The sequence below is a fragment of the Bradyrhizobium brasilense genome (assembly GCF_029714345.1).
GTDB lineage: Bacteria > Pseudomonadota > Alphaproteobacteria > Rhizobiales > Xanthobacteraceae > Bradyrhizobium > Bradyrhizobium australafricanum.
Genome location: NZ_CP121669.1, coordinates 302899 through 318915, shown reverse-complemented (window position 1 = coordinate 318915; position 16017 = coordinate 302899). Strand labels below are relative to the sequence as shown.

The window sequence follows — 16017 nt, the reverse complement described above, 5'->3', positions numbered from 1 at the left end:
TGAATGAGAGGAGCTGTTCCAGTCGAGAGCCTTCGTGCCTATGAGCTCGCGGCGCCGCCCGCCTACCTGATCGCCGACCGTAGCGCGGGCTCTATGGCTTCAGCTCAAACCACGATGCCGTACGCTCGCTGCACCGCGTTGAGGCTTCGCCCGCCGGCCGCCGACAAGGATCCCGGCATAACCCGTGGCGGTTTTAAACTACTGACGTGACACGTGAAAAGACTGGTGCCGCAAGAGGGACTCGAACCCCCGACCCCGTCATTACGAATGACGTGCTCTACCAACTGAGCTATTGCGGCGAACCGTTCGGCAACGGCCGGATCATGCGGCCACCTGATATCGGGCATGACCCCGATTGGCAAGGACAACGCGGGTATCGAACCATACAGCCGTTACCTAACCGCGAATTAGCTTCCCAAACGTGACAGAAATCCGCGCCAGCCGCCCGCCTGGGCCTTAGGCGGGCCGATTTGTTCCGCAAATTCGTCCACCGGGCCGTCCTCGTCGACCCCGGGGTCGTCGGGGGCCCGGATGATCGGGATCACGGCCGGAATCGGCGCAGGCGCGGCCTTGGGCAGGTCGGCCCTCGACCGGAACAGGGGGGCCGGCGCCGGGGTCGCCGATTCGGCGGCCGGCGCGGGAGCTGGTTCCGGAGCGGCGGGTTCGGCCGGGGCCTGGGCGGGCTCGGCCTCGATGGCCGCCGGCAGCGGGGCGTTATCCTGCGCCGTCGGCGCGGCCGGCTCCGAGGGCTTGACCTCGACTGGCTTGATCTCGACCGGCTTCACCTCGACCGGCTCAACCGGCCTGACCACTTCAGGCTCGCTGGCGACTTCCTTTGGCGGCTCGACCCGCCGCGGCGCCAGCATCGCCTCCTCGAAGGGCGACGGCTCGATCGCATGGCCCTTGTCGGACGGCAGCGCCGCCACCGGGGTCTGCCACTGGAAGGCGTCGAGCCGGCCGGTGACCGGCGAGACCGGACGCCAGCGGTCCGACACATAACCGTCGGCGGTCCAGACCGGATCGTGCAGCGCGCGCACCGCGCGCAGGGTCCAGGCCCGCGCCCGGCCGCTGTCGCCATGCTCGGTGCGCTCGATCTCGGCCATCAACAGCGCGACGCGTTGCGTCGGCGCCGCGATGAACGGCTCGAGCGCCGCGCGCGCCTTGGCGAACTCGGCGGCGTCGATCGCGGCGCGCGCGATCGCCAGCGCGCCCTCGATATGTCCAGGCGTTTTCGCCGCCAGCGTCTCGACCCGCACCAGGCGCTGGCGCGCGGAATCGCCGAGCCGCACATGCGAATAGGCGTCGGCGAGATCGGGATGCGGCTGCGCCAGCCACGCGGTCTCGACGATGCGCATCGCGCGGCGCACCTGATGCGCCTCGCTCTCGAACTTCGCTGCGAGCACCGCGGCCGGGATCAGCGTCGGCGCCAGCTTGACCGCCTCCACCGCGCTCGAGCGCGACAGGTCGCGATCGACGGTCTCGAACTCCAGCGCCCGCGCCGTCAGCAGCACGCCGCGCTGCCGCCGATAGGTCGCCTTGTCGATCAATCCGGCGCTCTGGTTGTTGTCGATGATCGACAGCGCGCCGGCCCAATCGCCCTTGGCGCAGCAGAAGCCGAGCACCGCATGCGAGGCCCATGACGACGACGGCGACATCTTCAGCGCTTCCTCGGCGATCATCACGGCCGCCACCGGATCGTCGGCGCGCTGCGCCTCGATGAACAGACCGCGCAATCCAAGCAGCCGCGTGTCCGCGCGCTCGGCCATGGCGCGGAAGGCGCGCTGCGCGCCGTCACGATCGCCGTCGAGCTGCGCCGATTGCGCGTGCAGCAGCAATGCCAGCGGATCGTTTGCAGCGTGGCGCCGCGCCACTTCGGCATGCGCGCGCGCCGCCGAGGAGTCGCCATGCCCGATCGCAAGCAGGCCTTGCGTGATGGCGTGGCGGCCGCGGGCGTGGCGTCGCTCGCGCCGGCCGCGGCGGATGTGGCCGGGAATCTTCCAGAGCCCGCGCAGGATCACGCCGGCGACCATCGCGACGACGACGACGAGGCCGAGCAGATACATCGGCTGCTTGGACGTGAAGCGCAAGCCGCCCCAATTCAGCACGAGATCGCCCGGCTGATCGGCCAACCAGGCCGCACCCGCTGCAGCGAGCGCGATCAGCAGCAGGAACAGAATGATCCGGATCATCAAAGACCTATTGCAAAGACTTACTGGTTGACCGTGGCGAGCGCCGCCATGGCGTTGTCGGCAAATTTACGCGACGCGTCGAGCGCGGCGCGACGCGCGTCCACCTTGGCGAGCCAGGCTTGCGCCGCCGTGCGATCCGCCGGCGGCAGCGACTTCAGTTCACGCTCGGTCAATGCGAGGTCATTATGCAGGGCGGCCGATGTCACGCGCGCGACGATGCTGCCGCGATCGGTCCCCGTGCCGTCGGTCCGCTCGATCTGGATCAGCGTGGAGGCACCGGCCTTCAGACGATCGACCAGCCCGGCGCTGGCCGCCGCAGCCTCAGGCGGAGGCGGCGCAAGTTTCGGCACGATCTCGATCAGCTCGCGGCACAGCGCGTTCGGGCTCGGCACGCCCGAGGTCGCAAACGTCGCGAGCGGCTTCAGCACCTCGGCATCATCCGACAGCGCTTTCGCGGCTTCGAGCGCGGAGGCATAGGGATCGCCGTGACGCACCGCGACGTCGAGCAGCGATGCCGCGACGACGCGGCGCAGCGGCACATCGTCGGCCTTCGCTTCGGCCTTGGTGTCGGCGATCTTGCCGTCCTGCCTCGCGATCGCCGCACCCTGCGCCTTCACCGCGCCTTCGACCTTGTCGATACGCGCCGTGATCGCGGAGACATCAGGCGCAGCCGCACCATCGCGCGGCGCGGCCTTCGCGTCATTGGCGGCCGCCGCAAGCTTGTCGGATTGCGCCCGCGCCGCGGCGAGTTCGGTGCGCAGTGCGGCGATCGATTTGTCGAGCGCCTCCAGCCGCGCCGTCGCCGCGGGATCGGCGGCCGCCGCGACCGGCCTGTCGGCTTTCGATTCCAGCGCACTCAGGCGCGTGCCGAGCTGGTCGATGGCGGCACTGGGTTGCGGCGCCGAGACCGGCTGCACGACGGGCCAGCCGAGCAGCCAGCCGACCCCGATCACCAGCGCCGCCGCGACGGCGCCGGATATCGGAGCCACCACCCAGGGCGATACCGGCCGCGCCGGTTCGGCGTCCGGCGCCGCGGAGGCGGTCTCGGGCTGCGGCTCCGCTTGCGGTGCGGCATCGCCTTGGGGCTCGGCCCCGGGCGTCGCCGCGTCCGCGGACGCCTTGCCGGCATCCGGGTCGGCCTCCTTGGCGACTTCCTTGGCGGCTTCCTCGGCCCCCTCCGCCGTCGACGGTTCGCTGGAGATTTCGGTCGCCTGAAGATCGATGGTCGGCGGCGCGCGCTTGGGCCGGGAATCCGGCGAAGATCCTGGGTCGTCTGGCCTTTCTTCAGCCATCGCGGGGGTCCTCAAAACTACTGGCCGCATACTGTAGAGCATGATGCGATCCGATTGAATTGGATCATGCTCTTGTCCTTTTGTTTGGTCGCGTTTTCTTAACGCGAACCGGTCCCCACTTCGCTTGAAAACGCTCCGCCAGAATCGGCCCAGGTTCTTAGAGCACGATCCGAATAGCCGAGCATTGCCTAACATCATGGTCAGACGAAAGAATTATTCCGGTCTCGGCCGCAGGGTGCGGCTGAGCGCCTCCAGCAGGGCATTTTCGTCCGGCCGCGCCGCCACCACCACCTTGGTCGCGCCGGCGTCATGGAGCACCGCGGCGACGGCCGCCGAGATGCAGCATTGCGGCAAGGCGAGCGCCGAAATCTCGATCCCGTCGGCGCGTATAGTGTCCAGAAAGGCCTGCGCGCTGCGGCGGGAATAATGCAGCACCGCGGTGATCCGGTTCGCCATGAAGGCGTCGCTGACCTCCCTCGGGAAGCCGGCCACCGGCGCCATCCGGTAGGTGGTGTGGGTGACGACGCTGAGCCCGCGCTCGCCGAGCTCGCCGGCGAGATCGCGCGACAGGTCGGCGCCGGCGAGATAGAGCAGCGTCGCAGACGCCGGCAGCTCGCCGGCCTCGACCCGTGCGAGCACGAGATCGCGCAGCGAGACTGCATCGCCCTTCGCCACGATCACCTTGTCGAAGCCTGCGGCGCGCGCCGCATCGGCGGTGTGCGCCCCGACCGCGAACAGCGGCAGCCGCAGCAAGCGGCTGGTCGCGAGGTCGACGGCGCGCAGCGCATTGGCGCTGGTCAGGATGACGGCATCATAATCCGCATCGTCGTCGCCGCGGAACAGCACCGGCTCGAAGCGCAGCACCGGCGCCGACAGGGCGTCAAAGCCGCGTTGGCGCAGCGTCGCGAGCGTCGCGTCATTATCCGGATGCGGTCGTGTGACAAGGATTGTCAGGGTTTCAGGCCTCCAGCCGTATAAATTGGACGTCGGCGACCGATTGCACTTTAAGACCTCGCAATGCTACCCCGGAGCGGACGTTTTGATGAGCATCATCTTGCGGGACACCGGTTCCGGCCTGTCCGGATCATGCTCGTAGCACAAGGACCGAAATTGGGACACGAACCGCCGATGCTGGTGCTGGGGATCGAGACCACCTGCGATGAAACCGCGGCCGCCGTGGTCGAGCGCCAGGCTGACGGGCAGGCGAAAATCCTCTCCAACGTGGTGCGCTCGCAAACCGACGAGCACGCCCGCTTCGGCGGCGTGGTGCCGGAGATCGCGGCGCGCGCCCATGTCGATCTGCTCGACGGCATCGTCGCCACTGCGATGAAGGAGGCCGGCATCGGCTACCGACAATTGTCGGCGGTCGCGGCAGCCGCGGGCCCCGGCCTGATCGGTGGCGTGATCGTCGGTCTCACCACCGCAAAGGCGATCGCGATGGTGCACGATACGCCCCTGATCGCGGTGAACCATCTCGAGGCACACGCGCTGACGCCGCGGCTGACCTGCGCGCTGGCGTTTCCCTATTGCCTGTTCCTGGCCTCGGGCGGACACACCCAGATCGTCGCCGTGGTCGGCGTCGGTGAATATGTGCGGCTTGGCACCACGGTCGACGACGCGATGGGCGAGGCGTTCGACAAGGTGGCGAAGATGCTGTCGCTGCCCTATCCCGGCGGACCCGAGGTCGAGCGCGCGGCCGCCGGCGGCGACCCGACGCGGTTTGCCTTTCCGCGTCCGATGCTCGGCCGCGCGGACGCGAATTTCTCGCTGTCGGGACTGAAGACGGCGGTGCGCAATGAAGCCAGCCGGCTGAAGCCGCTCGAGCCGCAGGACGTCAGCGATCTCTGCGCGAGTTTCCAGGCCGCGGTGCTGGAATCGACCGCGGACCGCCTGAGCGTCGGCCTAAAGCTGTTTCAGGAGCGGTTCGGCACGCCGCGCGCGCTGGTCGCGGCCGGGGGCGTCGCCGCCAACCATGCGATCCGCAGCGCGCTGCAGGAGGTTGCGGCGAAGGCGCAGACCACGCTGATCATCCCGCCGCCGGCGCTCTGCACCGACAATGGCGCGATGATCGCCTGGGCCGGTGCCGAACGGATGGCACTTGGCCTCACCGACACGATGGAGGCGCCGCCGCGCGCGCGCTGGCTGCTCGACGCCAACGCCAAGGCGCCGGCCGGCTACGCCAACAGCCGCGCCGGATATTGAACAATGTACGACGGGGCGCGCATCAGGCACCGTCGCACCTCGCCCCGCTTGCGGGGAGAGGTCGGATTGCGCAGCAATCCGGGTGAGGGGGTACAGGTCTCAACACTCGGCTCGCTCGCGGATAAAGCCCCTCACCTCAACCCTCTCCCCGCAAGAGCGGGGAGAGGGAGCGAAGACAGGCCCGCCTGATGCCGGCGCATATGTCCGTGAGCGTGATCGGAGCCGGCGCCTGGGGCACGGCATTGGCCGATGTCGCGGCGCGCGCCGGGCGCAAGGTGACACTGTATGCGCGCAATGCCGAGCATGCCGCGCAGATCCAGGCGATGCGGGTCAATCCGCGGCTGGCTGGTGTCCGGCTTCATCCCGGCATCGCCGTGACGTCGGACATCGCCGCCGCGGCACAGGCCGACATCATCCTGGCCGTGACACCGGCGCAGCATCTGCGCGCGGCGGTCGGGCATCTTGCGCCGCATCTCAAACCCGACACGCCTGTCATCGCCTGCGCCAAGGGCATCGAGCACGGCACGCATAAATTCATGACCGAGGTGATCGCGGAAGCCGCGCCGCGCGCCGTACCCGCGATCCTGTCGGGGCCGAGCTTTGCCGACGACGTCGCGCGCGGATTGCCGACCGCCGTCACGCTGGCCACCAGGGACGAAACGCTGGCACGCGCGCTGGTCCAGGCGCTCGGCTCGGCGACCTTCCGGCCCTATCACACCACCGACGTGCGCGGCGTCGAGATCGGCGGCGCGGCCAAGAACGTGCTGGCGATCGCCGCCGGCATCGTGGTCGGCAAGAGTCTCGGCGCCTCCGCGCTCGCCGCGCTGACCACGCGCGGCTTCAGCGAGCTCGCGCGCTTGGGCCGCGCCTGCGGCGCGCGCACCGAAACGCTCTCAGGCCTGTCGGGATTGGGCGATCTCCTGCTCAGCTGCTCGACCGCGCAATCGCGCAATTTCGCACTCGGCCTCGCGCTCGGACGCGGCGAAGCCGCACCGGTCGGCAAGCTCGCCGAAGGCGCGTTCACTGCGCCGGTGCTGTGCGAGCTCGCCGCCGCGCAGAAGGTCGACATGCCGGTGTCAAACGCGGTCGCCGCGATCCTGGGCGACCGGCTGACCATTGACGCCGCGATCGAAGGCCTGCTGACGCGGCCGTTCAAGGCGGAGTAACGCACGTCACGGTCGCGCGTGGCGGAGCTTCACGATCCGTGCGCGGCATACTAGCGTGGCGGCGAACCGTCGGATCCCGGTCCAACAAATCGAAAAACGGATCCCAAGGGAAAAACCATGCGTCAACCGCATCGCGCCATCCTTTCGATCAGCCTCGCCGTCGCCCTCACCGCCTCATCCACTATCGCCCACGCCCAAACGGCCGCCACCTACGACGACCTTGCCAAGAGCGAGGCCGCCGCCAATGCCGACAACGGCAAGCGGGTCGCGCCACTCAAATCGATCGGCAACCCAACCGCCGACGTGTCTGCCGAGATGCAGGCGATGATCGGCGCGCCCTATCCGCCGCATTTCAATGCCGACCCCAAAACCCCGGCGGAATGGAAGGAGTTGATCGATCGCCGCGCCAAGCTTCTGATCGCGGGTGTTCCGGCGCTGAAGGCGAAGCTCGGCGTCAAGGTCGAGGAAACCAAGCTTGCCGGCGTGCACTGCTACATCGTGACCCCGAACAAGATCGCGCTCGAGAACAGGCGACGTCTGCTGATCCACGTCCATGGCGGTGGTTACGTGTTCGGCCCCGGCGAAGCCGCGTTGCCGGAAGCCATCATGATGGCGGGCTTTGGCGGCTTCAAGGTGATCTCCGTCGACTACCGGATGCCGCCGGACTTCCCCTATCCGGCCGCGATGGACGACGCGATGGCGGTCTGGAAGGAGGTTCTGAAATCGCACGAACACCGCCGGCTGGCCGTCTTCGGCACCTCGACGGGCGGGGCGATGACCCTCGCGATGGTGTTGCGGGCGAAGGACGAGAAGCTGCCGCTGCCCGCCGCCATCGCGCCGGGCACGCCGTGGTCCGATATCGACAAGATCGGCGACAGCTACGCGAGCAATGAATGGGTCGACAATGTGCTGGTGACCTGGGACGGCTGGCTCGGCCGCGCGGCGAAGCTTTATGCAAACGGCACCAGCCTGAAGAATCCCTACATTTCGCCGATCTATGGTGACTTCAAGGGCTTCCCGCCGACCATCCTGACATCGGGCACGCGCGATCTGTTCCTCAGCAACACGGTTCGCACGCATCGCAAATTGCGCCGCGCCGGCGTGATCGCCGATCTCAATGTCTATGAGGGGCAGTCGCACGCCCAGTACCAGTTCAACGCCGACGCGCCCGAGACGAAGGAGGCGTTCGCCGACATCGCCAGGTTCTTCGATCGATATTTGAAACAGTAAGTGCGCGCTGCGCCAGGATCGGATGCCCGCGCTTGTCGCGGGCATCCACGTCGCTGTAGATTGCAGCGCAATCGAACGGGGTGAGTTGCGATGAATTACTGGCTGGTGAAATCCGAACCGTCGGTCTGGTCCTGGGACCATCAGGTCGCCAAGGGCGCGAAGGGCGAAGCCTGGACCGGCGTGCGCAACTTCACGGCACGGCAGAATCTCGTCAACATGAAGAAGGGCGACAAGGCGTTCTTCTATCATTCCAACGAGGGCAAGGAGATCGTCGGCATCGCCGAGATCATCAAGGAAGCCTATCCCGACCCGACCGACAAGACCGGCAAGTTCGTCTGCGTCGACATCAAGGCCGACAAGCCGCTGAAAACGCCGGTGACGATGGCCGCGATCAAGGCGGACAAGAAGCTCGCCGACATGGCGCTGGTAAAGTATTCGCGGCTTTCAGTGCAGCCGGTGACCGCGGAGGAGTGGAAATACGTCTGCAAGATGGGCGGGCTGTAGCGTTCCACGAACTCTACCGTCGTCCCTGCGAAAGCAGGGACCCATAACCACAGGCGCGCGTTGTTGGAGCGCGCTGGGGCTCCAGCTCGTTTCCGCAACCAACATTTGGGGTAATGGGTCCCGGCTTTCGCCGGGACGACGGGCTTGCCGGACCTACGCCCCCGCCGCCATCACCACCTGCGCCAGCAATTGCTCGCGCTTGGACTGGGTGCGGTAGCCTCCCATCGTCGCGGCGAAACGTTCGAGGATGCCGTCCTCGAATGCGGTGACGATGGTGTCGTGGACATAGCTCTTGCGGCAGATCGCCGGCGTGTTGGACAGCTGGTCGGCGGCGGCACGGATCGCATCCAGCACCTGGCGCTTACGGCCGCGCTGGCTGGTGGCCGGCGTGATCCGGGACAGCGATTCCACGACGACGGCCGACGCCATCAGGGTGCGGAAATCCTTCAGCGAGATCTTGATGCCGGCGATCTCGCGCAGGAACGCGTTCACCGCCGTGGTCGAGGCGGCCCGTACCACGCCGGAGCGGTCGTAATACTGAAACATGCGCTTGCCCGGGACGCCACGCAGGATGCCGATCGCACGCACCAGCTTGGCCGCATCGCATTCCTTGCGCACGGCCTTGCCGCCCTTGGCCTTGAAGGTCAGCACCAGGGAATCGTCCTCAAGCGTGACGTTGGACTTCAAGAGCGTGGTGGCGCCGCGGGTGCCGTTGAGGCGCGCATAGGATTCGTTGCCGGGCCGGATCGCGGTACGCGCGATCAGCTCGATCACCGCCGACAGCGCGAACTCGCGCGTCGGCTCGTCCCCGGACAGAAACGCCGAGACCTTGCGCCGGATCTTCGGCAGCGCGGCCACCAGCTTGGCGAGGCGATGCGCCTTGCGCTGCTCGCGAACCTTCTCCCAGTCGGCGTGATAGCGATATTGCAGCCGGCCCGCCGCATCGCGGCCGACCGCCTGCAGATGCGAGCTCGGATCGCTGGAATAGCGCACCTGGCGGTAGGCCGGCGGAACGGCCATCGCGTGCAGCCGGCGGATCGTCCGCGCATCGCGGACCCGCGAGCCATTGGCACGGACGAATGAATAGGTCTTGCCGCGCTTGATGCGGCGGATGGTCAGCTCGTTCTGGTCGCCGAGCCGCAGGCCCAGATCGCGTGCCAGTTCTTCAACCGTCGTTCTGATGGCAGCGGGTGCGTCGAGCTTGAGCTTTGCCGGCGGCTGCAGCCTGGCCCGCGGCGGCTTGGACGGCCACTGGCCCAGTGCCTTTGCCAAGGCGACAGCGGGATCGGCGGAAGCGGGCCGCACAGCCGCGATATTCTGCTGATCCATCATTACTCTCGCAAGACGCCTTGTTCCGCTGTTCTCCCGGTAATGCCGTTGCTTCGGGCTTCGTTCCGGTGGGCCGTCCGGCCTCGGAAACGCGATTTAGGGCGTCGGGACCGACATTGCGAGTCGCGAATCAGTTATTGACGGTGTCAAAGTACCTTTCATGGGTGCCATTCGCCCGCTAACGTTGATTTTGGGCTGCCCGGGATCGGACAAAATGACGCGAGCGCGGTACCGGAAACCGGCGTTTGGACACCGCCGGAGTCCACCGCGGTCCCCCCAGATCAGGTCAGCGACCTTGCCCTTTCGCGCGCCGCTCTCGCCGGGGCGCGGCTCGAGCTCGGCAGCCACGGGCCGGTCCAACCGCTGGCCGCAATCAAGGATTATGCGGTCACGAACGTGTTGACGCAGCTCATCGCCGCGGCGTCCGACAATTCGTTCAATTGTGCCTGAAGCCGTCGATCAAAATCGGCGTCAGCGCATCGTCATCGCACGCGACACTGCTGCGGTGGCGGCGAACGGCGCAGAGAACGATACCACTACGACCAAGAGACCAGTGACCCCGAGCAAGCGATGGCGCATAGGTTTCTCTCGTCGATGCGTTGCGGTAAGCCGTCCTATCACAAGCGGAAGCCGGCGGACTATCCGGCGGCTTCAACGCGACGAAAGTGACAGTCCTTTTTCCTTGCCGGGCCGGAATGCGGCAACGCATAATCGCGGCAATGATCAAGACGGCTTGCCGTCGCGTCGTGCGCGATCGGCAATGAGTGGAGGAAAATGATGTCCGAGAAGATCTATGACGTGTCGGCCGACTGGGCCAAGCGCGCCTATATCGATGACGCCAAATATCGCGAGATGTACGCGCACTCGGTCAAGGACCCGAACGGCTTCTGGGCCGAGCACGGCAAGCGGATCGACTGGATCAAGCCCTTCACCAAGGTCGAGAACGTCTCCTTCGCACCGGGCAACATCTCGATCAAATGGTTCGAGGATGGCGTGCTGAACGTCGCCTGGAACTGCATCGACCGCCATCTCGACAAGCGCGGCGACCAGACCGCGATCATCTGGGAGGGCGACGATCCCTCCGAATCCAAGCACATCACCTACCGCCAGTTGCACGACGAAGTCTGCAAGATGGCCAATATCCTGCGCACGCGGAACGTCAAGAAGGGCGATCGCGTCACGATCTATCTGCCGATGATTCCGGAAGCGGCCTACGCCATGCTGGCCTGCGCGCGGATCGGCGCCATCCATTCGGTGGTGTTCGGCGGTTTCTCGCCGGACAGCCTCGCGCAGCGCATCAAGGACTGCGACTCGAAGGTGGTGATTACCGCCGACGAGGGCCTGCGCGGCGGCAGGAAAGTGCCGCTGAAGGCCAACGTCGATGCCGCGATCGCCAAGACCGGCGGCGTCGATTGGGTCGTGGTGGTGAAGCGCACCGGCGGCAAGATCGACATGAACCCGACCCGCGACCTCTGGTATCACGAGGCCGCTGCCATGGTGACGACGGAATGCCCGGCCGAGCATATGCACGCCGAGGACCCGCTGTTCATCCTCTACACCTCGGGCTCGACCGGAACGCCGAAGGGCGTGCTGCACACCTCGGCCGGCTACCTCGTGTTTGCGTCGATGACGCATCAATACGTGTTCGATTATCACGACGGCGACATCTACTGGTGCACCGCCGACGTCGGCTGGGTCACCGGCCACAGCTACATTCTCTACGGGCCGCTCGCTAACGGCGCGACCACGCTGATGTTCGAGGGCGTGCCGAACTATCCGGACAATTCGCGCTTCTGGAACGTGGTCGACAAGCACAAGGTCAACATCTTCTACACCGCACCGACCGCGATCCGCGCGCTGATGCAGGGTGGCGACGAGCCGGTGAAGAAGACCTCGCGCAAATCGCTGCGCCTGCTCGGCTCGGTCGGCGAGCCGATCAATCCGGAAGCCTGGGAGTGGTATTACCGCGTGGTCGGCGACGACCGCTGCCCGATCGTCGACACCTGGTGGCAGACCGAGACCGGCGGCATCCTGATCACGCCGCTGCCCGGCGCGACCAAGCTGAAGCCGGGTTCGGCGACACGGCCGTTCTTCGGCGTGGTGCCGGAGATCGTCGATGCCGACGGCAAGACGCTCGACGGCGAGACCTCGGGCAATCTCTGCCTGACCAAGTCATGGCCAGGCCAGATGCGCACGGTCTATGGCGACCATGCGCGCTTCGAGCAGACCTATTTCTCGACCTACAAGAACAAGTATTTCACCGGCGACGGCTGCCGGCGCGATGCCGACGGCTACTACTGGATCACCGGCCGCGTCGACGACGTCATCAACGTCTCCGGCCACCGCATGGGCACCGCCGAGGTCGAGAGCTCGCTGGTCGCGCATGAGGCGGTGTCGGAAGCCGCCGTCGTCGGCTACCCGCACGACATCAAGGGCCAGGGAATCTACGCCTATGTCACACTGATGAAGGGCACCGAGCCGACCGAGGCGCTGCGCAAGGAGCTGGTTGCCTGGGTCCGCAAGGACATCGGGCCGATCGCCTCGCCGGACCTTATCCAGTTCGCGCCCGGCCTGCCCAAGACCCGCTCCGGCAAGATCATGCGCCGCATCCTGCGCAAGATCGCCGAGGACGAGTCGTCGAGCCTCGGCGACACCTCGACCCTGGCCGATCCGGCCGTGGTCGACGACCTCGTGCAGAACCGTCAGAACAAGAAGGGCGCGCCGGCGTAAGGCCGGCAGCAGCAAGGATCAGAAGACCAAAGAAGGGCCGCGCGCGATCACCGCCGCGGCCCTTCCCGTTTCCTGCTCCAACGGCCGCTTCACGGGATTGTCAGAGGCATGGCGCGATTGAGGCGCATTTGTGGCCAAGTGTTGTTTCCAGGTCATTTACTTTAATCCGAACTTTTCATTCTCTCCCGCCATCAGGACGTGTCTCGCGGCCGGTGTGAAACCACCCGGTTAACACACGCAGTTAATGTTGCGTGCGTGAGACCGGCAGGCCCGGTTTTTCAAGGGCTCTGCATTTTCGTTTTTGGCTTCCTTGCGGGAGCTGTTGGGAAGTGGAGAGGTTGATGTCGAGGAAGTTTGCGGTGGCGCTGGCTGCCACCCTTGGTGCGGTTGCTTTGATGTCGCAGGCGGCCGAAGCCCGGCCGGAAATGGTGGGAATACACGCCGACAACTATGAGCCAGGCACCATCGTAGTGAAGACCAACGAACGGCGGCTCTACCTCATTCTCGATTCCGGCCACGCGATGCGTTACCCGGTCGGTGTCGGCAAGTCCGGCAAACAGTGGGCCGGCACCACGAAGATCGACGGCAAATATCGCAACCCGGCATGGTCGCCGCCCGCCGAGGTCAAGCGCGACAAGCCCAGCATCCCGAACGTGATCGCCGGCGGCTCGCCGCATAACCCGATGGGCGTCGCTGCGATGACGCTGGCCGGCGGCGAATACGCGATCCACGGCACCAACGTGCCGGGCTCGGTCGGCGGTTTCGTCTCCTACGGCTGCATCCGCATGCTCAACACCGACATCACCGACCTCTATTCGCGCGTCGAGATCGGCACGACGGTCGTCGTCACCCGCTGATCCAGGCAGAACGCTTCGCCGATAGAAAAGCCGCGCAACTGCGCGGCTTTTGTTTGCCCAGTCCGGTTTGACGCTGTCGCCTAGCGCGCGAAATATCCGCACCAGCCGAACCGGTAGCCGCCGTTGTAGGCGCGGACATGGCCGGCGGCGAGCAGCGCGGCCGAGACGTTGTCGGTCTTCCTGGTCGCGACGTCGGCGACGACACGGCCCTGATATTTGTCGGGACCGACATTGTAGATCGCGACGTCGCCCTGGCCGAGCAGGTCGCGCAGCGCCACCGTCGCCGCTTGCGCCATTTGCAGTTCGCGCGCGCAGGATGCCTTCAGCTCCGGCGCGTCGATGCCGCGCAGCCGGACTCGCGTGTACAGATCCGGGCCCGGCGAGAAATGCACCCGCGCCTCGAACGTGTCGCCGTCGATCGTCCTGATCACATCAACGTTGTGCCTGGTGTCGGGCGCGCCGGCCCGCTGCCAGATCACGTCGGTGTCGCGAGACCTGCTCAGCGACCAATGCGGCGGCAGATGCACCCATTGCCGGATCGGCAGCGTGCTGCCGACGGCAATGCCGAGCACGAACACCCATGGCAGCGCCGCCGAGACGCGGCGGCCCCAAGGTGATCTTCGGAAGGGCGGACGTCCCGTCCCACGATAAGCATTTATTCTTTCGTATGGGGACATTTTCCCAGACTGGCCTGAGTCGAGCCGTCAGGCAAGACTCTCACAAGGCTCTCAGAAGTCCGAGGCGATGCCCTTGGTCTCCCAATCGCCATAACGCGTCGGTTCCGGCCCCTTCGGACCCTGGAACTCCTTCGGCCGCGCGGCCGCGTTCTGCGCGGCTGCCTCCTCGGCGGCCTTGCGCCGCGCCGCGGCCTCGGCGAGCGCGCGTTGCGCGGCTGGCGTCAGCGGCTTGCGCGGCGCGGCCTCCGGCGGCGATGACGATGGCGATTTATCAGACATGGCAAAACTTTCTGCCTGCGGATTCCGTATCTCTGTGCTGGCTCAGTGACGACATCACGATCACGAAATCCCACAAGGTGATTCTTACATTTGGCATATTCGCATGCCAGAGGTGGTATGGAGTTGATGGGCATGAGCCGAATGTAACTCAGCACCTTCGAGATATCTCCGCTTCATGCCTCCTTCAAGATTTGCAGTACCTGCCGAAGTCCCCGGTCTCGCGGCACGCCGCATCGCGGCCGACATCCTCGATGGCGTGCTGCACAAGCACCGCACGCTCGACGACCAGCTCGACGGCGCCGGCGCGCATCCCGGCCTGAAATCGCTCGCCGATCGCGACCGCGCGCTGATGCGCCGGCTGGTGTCGACCATCTTGCGCAAGCTCGGCACGCTCGGCCATCTGCTGTCGCGCCTGCTCGATCGCGGCATCCCGACCGATGCGCCGCGCGCGCAGAGCGCGCTCCTGATCGGCGCCGCACAGATTCTCTGGATGGACGTGCCCGACCACGCCGCGGTCGATCTCTCGGTACGGCTGGTGCAGTCCGACCGGCGCGCCGCGAAATATGCCGGGCTCGTCAACGCCGTGCTGCGCCGCTGTGCACGCGAGGGCCAGGGCCTGATCGACGAGATCAGCATGCAGACGCTGGACCTGCCGCCATGGATGCTGGCGCGCTGGAACGCGCATTACGGCGAAGCCACCGCGCGCGACATGGCGCTTGCGCTCGGCCACGAGCCGTCGCTCGATCTGACGGTGAAGTCGGACGCGGCGCAATGGGCGACCCGCCTGCACGGCGAGACGCTGCCGACGGGAACCGTGCGCACGCTGCTGCAGGGTTCCGTCACGATGCTGCCCGGCTTTGCCGAAGGCCAGTGGTGGGTGCAGGACGCCGCCGCCGCGCTGCCGGTGCGGCTGTTCGGCGACATCAAGGACAAGGCGGTCGCGGATCTCTGCGCCGCGCCCGGCGGCAAGACCGCCCAGCTCGCGCTGGCCGGCGCGCACGTCACCGCGGTCGACCGCTCGCCGGCGCGCGTCGCGCGGCTGCGCGACAATCTCACGCGTCTGGCGTTGCAGGCCGAGACCGTTGTCGCCGACGCCGCCGAATGGCCCGCCGAGGCCGCAAGCTTCGACGGTATCCTGGTCGATGCGCCCTGCAGCTCGACGGGAACCATCCGCCGCCATCCCGACGTCGCCTGGCTGCGGCAGGAAGGCGACATCGCCGCGCTGTCGGCGCTGCAGAAGCGGCTGTTGCAAAAAGCCGCCAATCTGCTGAAGCCCGGCGGCACGCTGGTCTACTGCACCTGCTCGCTGGAGCCGGAGGAAGGCGAGCATGCGATCGCCGCGCTGCTGGCGAGCGAATCAGGCCTGCGCCGTGCGCCGGTCGAGAAGAGCGAGGTCGCCGGCCTCGACGACATCATCACCGCCGACGGCGATCTGCGCACTTTGCCAAGCCATTTGCCCAACGCCGACCCGCGGCTGGGCGGGCTGGATGGCTTTTACGCCGCCCGGCTGGTTAAATCCTGATTTTAAACTTCAGTCCTCTAAGCTCGAAGTGATTCGTGCG

13 protein-coding genes and 1 tRNA gene are annotated in these 16017 nt (G+C 66.7%); 7 read left to right on the top strand and 7 right to left on the bottom strand.

Annotated features, from left to right (window positions below; all coding sequences use genetic code 11):
• Nucleotides 1–223: 223 nt before the first annotated feature.
• The 4 genes from QA635_RS01490 to QA635_RS01475 all read right to left on the bottom strand — a co-directional run bounded on the left by QA635_RS01490 (nt 224) and on the right by QA635_RS01475 (nt 4435).
• Nucleotides 224–299, bottom strand: a tRNA-Thr gene (locus tag QA635_RS01490).
• Between the two features lie 108 nt (nt 300–407).
• Nucleotides 408–2189, bottom strand: a complete 1782-nt coding sequence (locus tag QA635_RS01485) for a heme biosynthesis protein HemY (RefSeq protein WP_283066370.1) — start codon at nt 2187–2189, stop codon at nt 408–410.
• A 20-nt stretch (nt 2190–2209) separates the two neighbouring features.
• The gene (locus tag QA635_RS01480; protein ID WP_283066368.1) at nt 2210–3481 is read right to left on the bottom strand and encodes a COG4223 family protein; all 1272 of its coding nucleotides are present in this window, start codon (nt 3479–3481) and stop codon (nt 2210–2212) included.
• A 213-nt stretch (nt 3482–3694) separates the two neighbouring features.
• Nucleotides 3695–4435 carry a uroporphyrinogen-III synthase gene (locus tag QA635_RS01475; RefSeq protein WP_283072153.1) on the bottom strand — a complete coding sequence of 247 codons (741 nt, stop codon included), beginning with the start codon at nt 4433–4435 and terminating at the stop codon, nt 3695–3697.
• A gap of 174 nt (nt 4436–4609) precedes the next feature.
• Here QA635_RS01475 and tsaD point away from each other — a divergent pair, with 174 nt between their 5' ends.
• From tsaD to QA635_RS01455, 4 genes are all read left to right on the top strand, one after another.
• Nucleotides 4610–5683: a tRNA (adenosine(37)-N6)-threonylcarbamoyltransferase complex transferase subunit TsaD gene (gene tsaD, locus QA635_RS01470; protein WP_283072151.1), complete on the top strand. Its 1074-nt coding sequence runs from the start codon at nt 4610–4612 to the stop codon at nt 5681–5683.
• A 188-nt stretch (nt 5684–5871) separates the two neighbouring features.
• On the top strand, nt 5872–6849 hold the full coding sequence (locus tag QA635_RS01465; protein ID WP_283066367.1) for an NAD(P)H-dependent glycerol-3-phosphate dehydrogenase: 978 nt from the start codon (nt 5872–5874) through the stop codon (nt 6847–6849).
• A gap of 117 nt (nt 6850–6966) precedes the next feature.
• Nucleotides 6967–8079 carry an alpha/beta hydrolase gene (locus tag QA635_RS01460; RefSeq protein WP_283066365.1) on the top strand — a complete coding sequence of 371 codons (1113 nt, stop codon included), beginning with the start codon at nt 6967–6969 and terminating at the stop codon, nt 8077–8079.
• Between the two features lie 90 nt (nt 8080–8169).
• Nucleotides 8170–8583, top strand: coding sequence for an EVE domain-containing protein (locus QA635_RS01455; protein ID WP_057021328.1), 414 nt, complete (start codon nt 8170–8172; stop codon nt 8581–8583).
• A 153-nt stretch (nt 8584–8736) separates the two neighbouring features.
• On the opposite strand, the gene QA635_RS01450 is transcribed toward QA635_RS01455, so the two are convergent.
• On the bottom strand, nt 8737–9915 hold the full coding sequence (locus QA635_RS01450; protein ID WP_283066363.1) for a DNA topoisomerase IB: 1179 nt from the start codon (nt 9913–9915) through the stop codon (nt 8737–8739).
• Nucleotides 9916–10689: 774 nt separating this feature from the next.
• On the opposite strand from QA635_RS01450, the gene acs reads away from it, so the two are divergent.
• Complete coding sequence (acs, locus tag QA635_RS01445) at nt 10690–12642, top strand: acetate--CoA ligase (protein WP_283072149.1); 1953 nt, start codon at nt 10690–10692, stop codon at nt 12640–12642.
• 341 nt (nt 12643–12983) lie between these two features.
• On the top strand, nt 12984–13499 hold the full coding sequence (locus QA635_RS01440) for a L,D-transpeptidase (RefSeq protein ID WP_168858081.1): 516 nt from the start codon (nt 12984–12986) through the stop codon (nt 13497–13499).
• 80 nt (nt 13500–13579) lie between these two features.
• Here the strand turns inward: QA635_RS01440 and QA635_RS01435 are convergent, their stop codons facing one another.
• Both QA635_RS01435 and QA635_RS01430 read right to left on the bottom strand, forming a co-directional pair.
• Nucleotides 13580–14077: a thermonuclease family protein gene (locus tag QA635_RS01435; RefSeq protein ID WP_341850413.1), complete on the bottom strand. Its 498-nt coding sequence runs from the start codon at nt 14075–14077 to the stop codon at nt 13580–13582.
• Between the two features lie 150 nt (nt 14078–14227).
• Nucleotides 14228–14455, bottom strand: coding sequence for a DUF1674 domain-containing protein (locus QA635_RS01430; protein WP_225164629.1), 228 nt, complete (start codon nt 14453–14455; stop codon nt 14228–14230).
• 175 nt (nt 14456–14630) lie between these two features.
• On the opposite strand from QA635_RS01430, the gene QA635_RS01425 reads away from it, so the two are divergent.
• Nucleotides 14631–15977: an RsmB/NOP family class I SAM-dependent RNA methyltransferase gene (locus QA635_RS01425; protein WP_283066358.1), complete on the top strand. Its 1347-nt coding sequence runs from the start codon at nt 14631–14633 to the stop codon at nt 15975–15977.
• Nucleotides 15978–16017 lie beyond the last annotated feature (40 nt).